The sequence below is a fragment of the Candidatus Hakubella thermalkaliphila genome, assembly GCF_013281975.1.
GTDB classification, from domain to species: Bacteria; Actinomycetota; Humimicrobiia; order Hakubellales; family Hakubellaceae; genus Hakubella; species Hakubella thermalkaliphila.
Genome location: NZ_BLRZ01000101.1, coordinates 1 through 6,768, shown reverse-complemented (window position 1 = coordinate 6,768; position 6,768 = coordinate 1). Strand labels below are relative to the sequence as shown.

Below are 6,768 nucleotides of genomic sequence, written 5' to 3'. Positions count from 1 at the left end.
TTTTTCTTTCAGGATGACCGTGAGGCCCAGCTTTACGCAGTCGGCAGGAGTGCCGGCCACAGCGTAACCTATAGCATTGCCGTTATCGTAAATTTCCTCAACTCTTATGGGGTCGAAGACGGTTATGGCGTGGCCGCTGGCGCTACTTTCCTTTTCGGGAGCAATGATGATAGTGCCAGCTATTTTGGTTATCTCTGAGTAAAGAGCCCGCAGACCTCGGGCGCCATATCCGTCATCGTTAGTCAAAAGTACCTTCATGAACTTCATTAACCTCCGATTCTTGCTCTTTGATTTTCTCTATCTTACTACAAAGGCCAGCCCTTGACAAACGAACATACGTTCGTTATAGTGCTAGTATAACAGGGCCGTGAGGAAGCGTCAATAAGCCCGTGAGAGTTGCCTATGCGCTAAGTCCATTAACCGTTTACCATGATACGAACACAGCGCACTCTCCTTTACAAAATTGCGCTGAGAAAGCCCCTTGCTTTAGCGAGGGGATGAACCAGCCCCCCTTGAGGACTTTCTCCAGATATGCTAACATGAGACAAGATAGCTTTTTGTCGAAACCCGCAAAGAGTGTTTCGACGGTGGTTGGACACCACCATAAATATTCTCCAAGTATCAGGGAGTAATCCCTGTAGGAGCCGTTATGGCACTGGCCACAGGTGGTAGCCTGTGTTGCTTAGGAGTAATCCTGAGAATCCTCCGCCTTCAGTGGGGGGGAGTGTCAAAGACCTGTCGTCCTATGATATACTGAAATCCATCAGGAATAACGACGCGGGGTGGAGCAGTCTGGTAGCTCGTCGGGCTCATAACCCGAAGGTCGCTGGTTCAAATCCAGCCCCCGCTACCAACAAAAGTCCTAGTCAGAGGCCATTCGCCCGAAAGGGAAATGGCTTTTCTTTTGGCTAGATGGCTGTCTGCTAATATTTTGCTAATGTAACTGTCGTCGCAAAAGAAGCACCTTTAGAGGAGACTCTACAAAAGGCTAGGAGAGCCCCAAAACGCTACAGAGAAACGCTTAAGGACTCTCTGGCAGTATAGACTTAATCAGACCAAGAAAATGCTTTTAGCCCTAAGGGGTGGAAGGGAAGCCTGTCATTGGGTGATTATGAGCTTTGAGGGCCGGCGTGTTATAATTTAGGCATGTCAAGAAATTGGACCCCAAAGCAACTCAAGTACATCAAGTTTTTGGCTGACCCTGAAGAGAGCCGCAGCAAAAGTCAGTTCGCCCAAGAGATCAAGGTGAGCTTGCGCACCCTATTCCGCTGGCAAGAGAAGGAAGGTTTTTGGGATGCAGTCTATGAGCTGGCTAAGGTGCATCTGAAGGGGGAACTGGCTCCCGTCCTCCGGGCCCTGGCCAGGCAAGCTCGCAAGGGCGACGTCAGCGCCATCAAGCTCATTTTACAGCAGACCGGTAAACTGAGGAAAGAGCCGGAGCAAGAAGTTAAAGTGGTTATCTCCTGGGATGAGGGAGAGGAGGCTGTGGCCTCTTGTGGGGCTTCTTAGGGCCTCTGAAGGGGACCCCCTCGGAGCCCCGCGGAATTTTCCTACCTATACGTTTGGCACACGGCTGTCAAACCAAAAATCGACTTTTATCCTCGTAGTTCAACCCTTTCTGGTACCCTATTCTGGACAATTTTCGCACACTACATTTAAGGTTTGAAAATACAATAATGAAGAATTAAAACTATCTTTTTCGGCTTGCCCCAGCCTTCGGCTGTGGCTGTGTCTTTGCTTTCGCTCCTTTTATAGTAAGACAGGTTCAATCTGTTGGTTCACTGAATTATCAATTAAGGAAAAGACAAATTAAGGTAGTCGCTCAGGCTCGTCCACGCTCTTGCTATCGCAATAACAAGCCGAAAGTCCCACATCGCAAGGCTCGCACTTGCTTCCCCCACCCAGCCGCAGTCACAGTCGGTCGGCTTCAGCCCGTTTGGGTCTTCCGCAACGCCCTTTGTGTGCCTGCTCCCCTCAAGGAGATTTTTCTTCTGATTTTCTCAAAAATCCCTTGAACAATTGTTGTTTTATTTTGTATTATTTTGGTGCATTTTGTAATATGATAAAAGAGATATGGTCATGAAGGAAAAAGAAATAATGACAGTTAAACAGGTGGCTGCATATCTACAGATGCATGAGCACACCATCTATAAACTTGCCCGCTCTGGTCAAATCCCCTCGATCAAAATCGCTGGTCAGTGGCGGTTTAAGAAAGATGTTATTGATAAATGGATTGAGAATGAATCTACTGAAAATATAAAGAAAAAGGAACCGTTATGACTCTTTATAACGTTTCAAAATCAAAAGTACGTGAATGGAGAAGGAATAACTATCAATCCAAATTTCCCACTATTTCCGAAATTCTGGAATTCAATTTTAACCCAGAAACAGGAAATCTACGGTTTTTAAGAAAGGCACAATTTGAAGCCCTTGAAACGTACTGGTATTTAAGACTTGTTGAGGGAACTCCACATATTTTTGATTTGTACAAAAGACTTTATGATGATCCAGTAGAGCTTTTCAAGGCTTTAAATATTTCCATCTCTCAAGACGACTTAATAAAAATTATGAGTAAGGGAGGGATAGACTCAATATTTGAAAAAATAAGGAAAGATGACGATTTTGTCAGAGAATACAAACTGGAAGCCCTTAGAGAAACACTTTCATTGCGTTATCCCAGCTACATATTAGCTTTAGCAATGGGAGCAGGTAAAACTGTGCTTATAGGGACAATTATTGCTACCGAATTTGCAATGGCACTCGAATACCCTGAAAACACAAGCTTTGTTAAGAATGCTTTAGTTTTTGCCCCCGGTAAAACTATATTAGGTGCGTTAAAAGAACTTTCTGATATTCCTTATGAAAAGATTCTTCCGCCCAGGTTATCTAAGGAGTTTATCACATTAGTGAAATTTACCTATACCAGGGACGGAGAAAAAGACATCCCTATAATTAGGGAGAGTAGTTTTAATGTAGTGGTTACTAATACCGAAAAAATAAGGATTCAAAAACAAACAATTACTAAGTCCTTGATTAGGGATCTATTTTCTAACTCCTCCCAAGAGGATGTCATAAAACAAGAAGTAGCCAATCGAAGACTTCAAACAATCGCTTCCCTTCCAAATCTCGCTATATTCTCTGATGAGGCACATCACACTTATGGACAGGCACTTGGTGAAGAATTAAAAAGAGTAAGGCAAACGGTTGATTACCTTGCAGAAAAGACAAACCTTTTGGTTGTGGTAAACACCACAGGAACGCCTTACTATGGAAAACAGATTTTAAAGGATGTAATTTACTGGTATGGTTTATCGCAGGGCATTAAAGATGGAATATTAAAAGAAGTAAGGGGCAATATTGTAGCCTACCCTGAGGTAGAAGATGAACATTTTATCAGAGATATAATTATTGATTTTTTCAATAACTATAAAGATGTAAAAATTTATGATGGTACTCCTGCAAAACTCGCCATTTATTTTCCTAAGATAGATGACCTGCGAAATGCCAAGCCAATTGCAGAGAAGACATTAGTAGAAATTGGTTTAGACCCGTCCATTGTCCTGGAAGTCCACAATGAATCAAAAGATGAGATAAAAGACTTATTTGATAACAGAATAAATGATCCATACTTGCCTTATCGTGTTTTCCTTCTTGTTAATAAGGGAACCGAGGGCTGGAATTGCCTCTCTTTATACGCAACCGCCTTAGCAAGGGAACTTAAAGCAAGTAACAATTTTTGCCTTCAAGCCGCCTCCCGGTGCTTAAGACAAACACCCAGAAATATTCACAAAGCAAAAATATACCTGTCTAAACAGAATGTAAAAATCTTAGATTCACAGCTAAAAGAAACCTATGGAGAAACGCTTCAGGAGCTAAATTTAGCATCGCCTGACCTGAGAAAAGAAAGGTTAATCTTGAGAAAGACAGAAATTCCTCCAGTATTACTTAAAAAGAAAATACGAAAGGTCATTCCCCTTGATAAAAAGGTAGATTTTAAGCAGATAGAAATCCAAAAGCCAGAAATTAAAACTCAAGAGTCTAAAAAAACAGTTTACGATTTAAAAGACATCCCCGATAGAAAGGGCGTATTAATAACCCATAAAGAAGAAAAATTAATAATAGAGGAAGATTTTGTTGATGTTTATTCCTTTGCTGTTGAACTGTCATCTTTATACAGACTATCACTTATGACAATTTATGAAAGAATAAAAGAGCTTTACCCGGATGGAGAAATTCCGGAAAGCCATGCCTTTGAGATTAGAAAACAATTGGAAGAAAAACTTAAAAATTACGACATAACAGAAGAGGAAGTTGAAATCGCCCTTGCTTTGGTTAAGCCTAAAAATTTCAACAAAGAAGAAAGAGACGAAAAAACTATATACACAACTGAGATTGTATACCACAAAGGTCAAGAAAATCTATTATTAAAATATGAAAGATTCAAAGAGCTGAATAAAGGCTGGTATCAATTAGAATTTGGTTTCCATTACACTCCTTATAATTTTGATTCTAATCCAGAAAAAGATTTCTTTGAACAATTATTAGTGATGTTAAATGAAGACCCTGCAGATATTGAGGATATTTACTTTACCGGAGCAATAAATGATCCAGACAAGACCGATTTTATCTTTGAATACAAAGGCAAAGATGGCAGATGGCATAATTACACGCCAGACTTCTTGATAAAAAAGAAAAATGGCAAAATGCTCATTGTTGAAATAAAAGCGGAAATCTTCAGAGACGAGGCAAAAGAAAAAGCAATAAAGGAAATAGAGGGATTGAATCCAGATAGGTTGAAATATGAAATTTTGGTCACTGATAGGGATGAGATAGGATTTGAGAATATAAATAAAGTTAAAGAAGCAATTTATGAATATGGAGGCAAAAATGCCAGAAAATAAAATCAAAGTCACTCCTGCCAAAGGGAGACCTATGCTTAACTGGGTGGGAAAGAAGCCACTTGATTATGTAAAAGGTTTCCCCACCCAGCTTGTAGAAGTCTTTGATCCATTAAATACAGGAAGAATTGTTACCACACCAACCTATGATGAACTGAAAGATAACTGGCAGAACCTTCTATTTCATGGGGATAACAAAGATGTTTTAGCTACACTCTTAGAATTGGGTTTTAGAGGAAAGATTGATTTGACCTATATAGACCCACCATTCAAGAGTGGTGCGGATTATGTGAGAAAAGTAGAGCTAAGAGGGTTAAAGAAGTTAGGGAGAATAGCAGAGGATGAGGCATCAATCCTACAACAGACAATGTATTTTGATATCTGGAATAACGATACCTATCTGCAGTTTATGTATGAGAGGTTGATGTTGTTGAAGGAGTTGCTTTCTGAAACAGGGTCTATCTATGTGCATTTAGACTGGCATGTTTCGCATTATATCAAATTATTAATGGATGAAATATTTGGGGAAGATAATTTTATTAGAGAAATAATTTGGAGAATTGGATGGGTGTCTGGATACAAATCTACAGCAGATAATTGGATTAGAAATCATGAAACAATTTTGTACTATGGTAAAAATAAGAATAAAGTAGTGTTTAACAAAATGTATACACCTTATCCACCAGATTATGAAAGATGGATGGGAAGACCTAAAGGAAAAGGTTTTGCGATAGAAGATGTTTGGGGAGTTTTTCCACAGGAAGGGGTTACATCTTTACAAGTTGTAAGTTTTTCGAGTGAATATACTGGTTTCGTAACCCAAAAACCTGAAGGTCTACTTGAACGTATCATTAAAGCCTCTTCAAATGAAGGCGATTTAATCCTCGATTGTTTCATTGGCTCAGGCACGACTGCAAGAGTGGCCCAAAACCTTAGCCGGCGGTGGATTGGTTGTGATATAAATAAAGGGGCAATACAGTTAACAAGTGAGAGGTTACAGGGGATAATTTCTGAGCAGATAAAAAAGGAAGAAACAAAATACCCAACATTTTCTCTCTATAAAGTCAATGACTATGATTTAAGACTTTTACAAACCGAAGCAATTGAACTTGCAGCCCAGCATATCGGTATCCAGCGGACAAGAACCGATAGATTCTTTGATGGATATTTAGGGAAGAATATTGTAAAGATTATTGACTTTAATCATCCCTTAACCCTTTTAGACCTGGAACTTATTCAGGATGAGTTAAAGAAAAGACCTGATGAGGATAGAGATATAACTATTGTCTGTCTTGGCAAAGAATTAGCAGTTGACCCATGGATTGATGAATGGAATAAGAAACATCCTGTAAATAAGATTAGAATAATTGAATTAAAAACAGACAAGAAATACGGAAGTTTTTTAATCCACAAACCAGCAGAAGCGAAAATCAGTATAAAAAGAAAAAATAGTAAGGCAATTATAGAGATAAAAGATTTTATATCACCAACAATAATTGAGCGACTTAATATTGACAATAAACTCTTTAAAGTAAAAATCCCAGATTCTAGGTCTATCATTGATTGTGTCCTAATTGATAATAATTACGATGGCAATACTTTTCACATTATTTTTTCAGATGTACCTGAAAAGAAAAATGATTTAGTTTCAGGAAAATACGAAGTAGAAGTACCAAAGAAGAAAACTAAAGTTGCAGTTAAAATCATTGATATGCTCGGAGAGGAAGTTTTATTTATTAAGGAAATATAGACTTATAAAAACCTCCACTGACCAGCGACTTTGATAGAGGGGATAAGTCCTAAGCGGGCAAGTTTCCCGACTTCCGCACTTTTAACCTAAATTGAGCCAGGCAAAACAAAAAACCCCTAC

General features: G+C 39.2%; 5 protein-coding genes and 1 tRNA gene. 5 read left to right on the top strand and 1 reads right to left on the bottom strand.

Annotated elements, in window-relative coordinates; translation table 11 throughout:
* Positions 1 to 267: 5'/3'-nucleotidase SurE (locus tag HW443_RS08690; RefSeq protein WP_275942764.1), on the bottom strand; the 267-nt coding region annotated here is incomplete at its 3' end.
* 509 nt (positions 268 to 776) lie between these two features.
* On the opposite strand from HW443_RS08690, the gene HW443_RS08685 reads away from it, so the two are divergent.
* From HW443_RS08685 to HW443_RS08665, 5 genes are all read left to right on the top strand, one after another.
* Positions 777 to 853: transfer RNA gene (locus tag HW443_RS08685), tRNA-Met, on the top strand.
* 293 nt (positions 854 to 1,146) lie between these two features.
* Positions 1,147 to 1,509 (top strand): phBC6A51 family helix-turn-helix protein, encoded by a 363-nt coding sequence (locus tag HW443_RS08680; protein WP_176235631.1) that lies wholly within the window; start codon positions 1,147 to 1,149, stop codon positions 1,507 to 1,509.
* A gap of 570 nt (positions 1,510 to 2,079) precedes the next feature.
* Positions 2,080 to 2,280 (top strand): helix-turn-helix domain-containing protein, encoded by a 201-nt coding sequence (locus tag HW443_RS08675; RefSeq protein WP_246273288.1) that lies wholly within the window; start codon positions 2,080 to 2,082, stop codon positions 2,278 to 2,280.
* Positions 2,277 to 4,901 (top strand): DEAD/DEAH box helicase family protein, encoded by a 2,625-nt coding sequence (locus HW443_RS08670; protein WP_176235632.1) that lies wholly within the window; start codon positions 2,277 to 2,279, stop codon positions 4,899 to 4,901. The genes HW443_RS08675 and HW443_RS08670 overlap by 4 nt, the downstream gene beginning before the upstream one ends.
* Positions 4,888 to 6,648, top strand: a complete 1,761-nt coding sequence (locus HW443_RS08665; protein ID WP_176231546.1) for a site-specific DNA-methyltransferase — start codon at positions 4,888 to 4,890, stop codon at positions 6,646 to 6,648. Before HW443_RS08670 ends, HW443_RS08665 begins: the two co-directional genes overlap by 14 nt.
* Positions 6,649 to 6,768 lie beyond the last annotated feature (120 nt).

Excerpts from the sequence above, each read along its gene's own strand:
- HW443_RS08680 (WP_176235631.1), top strand. The coding sequence starts at position 1,147 with ATGTCAAGAAATTGGACCCCAAAGCAACTCAAGTACATCAAGTTTTTG.
- HW443_RS08675 (WP_246273288.1), top strand. The coding sequence starts at position 2,080 with ATGAAGGAAAAAGAAATAATGACAGTTAAACAGGTGGCTGCATATCTA.
- HW443_RS08670 (WP_176235632.1), top strand. The coding sequence starts at position 2,277 with ATGACTCTTTATAACGTTTCAAAATCAAAAGTACGTGAATGGAGAAGG.
- HW443_RS08665 (WP_176231546.1), top strand. The coding sequence starts at position 4,888 with ATGCCAGAAAATAAAATCAAAGTCACTCCTGCCAAAGGGAGACCTATG.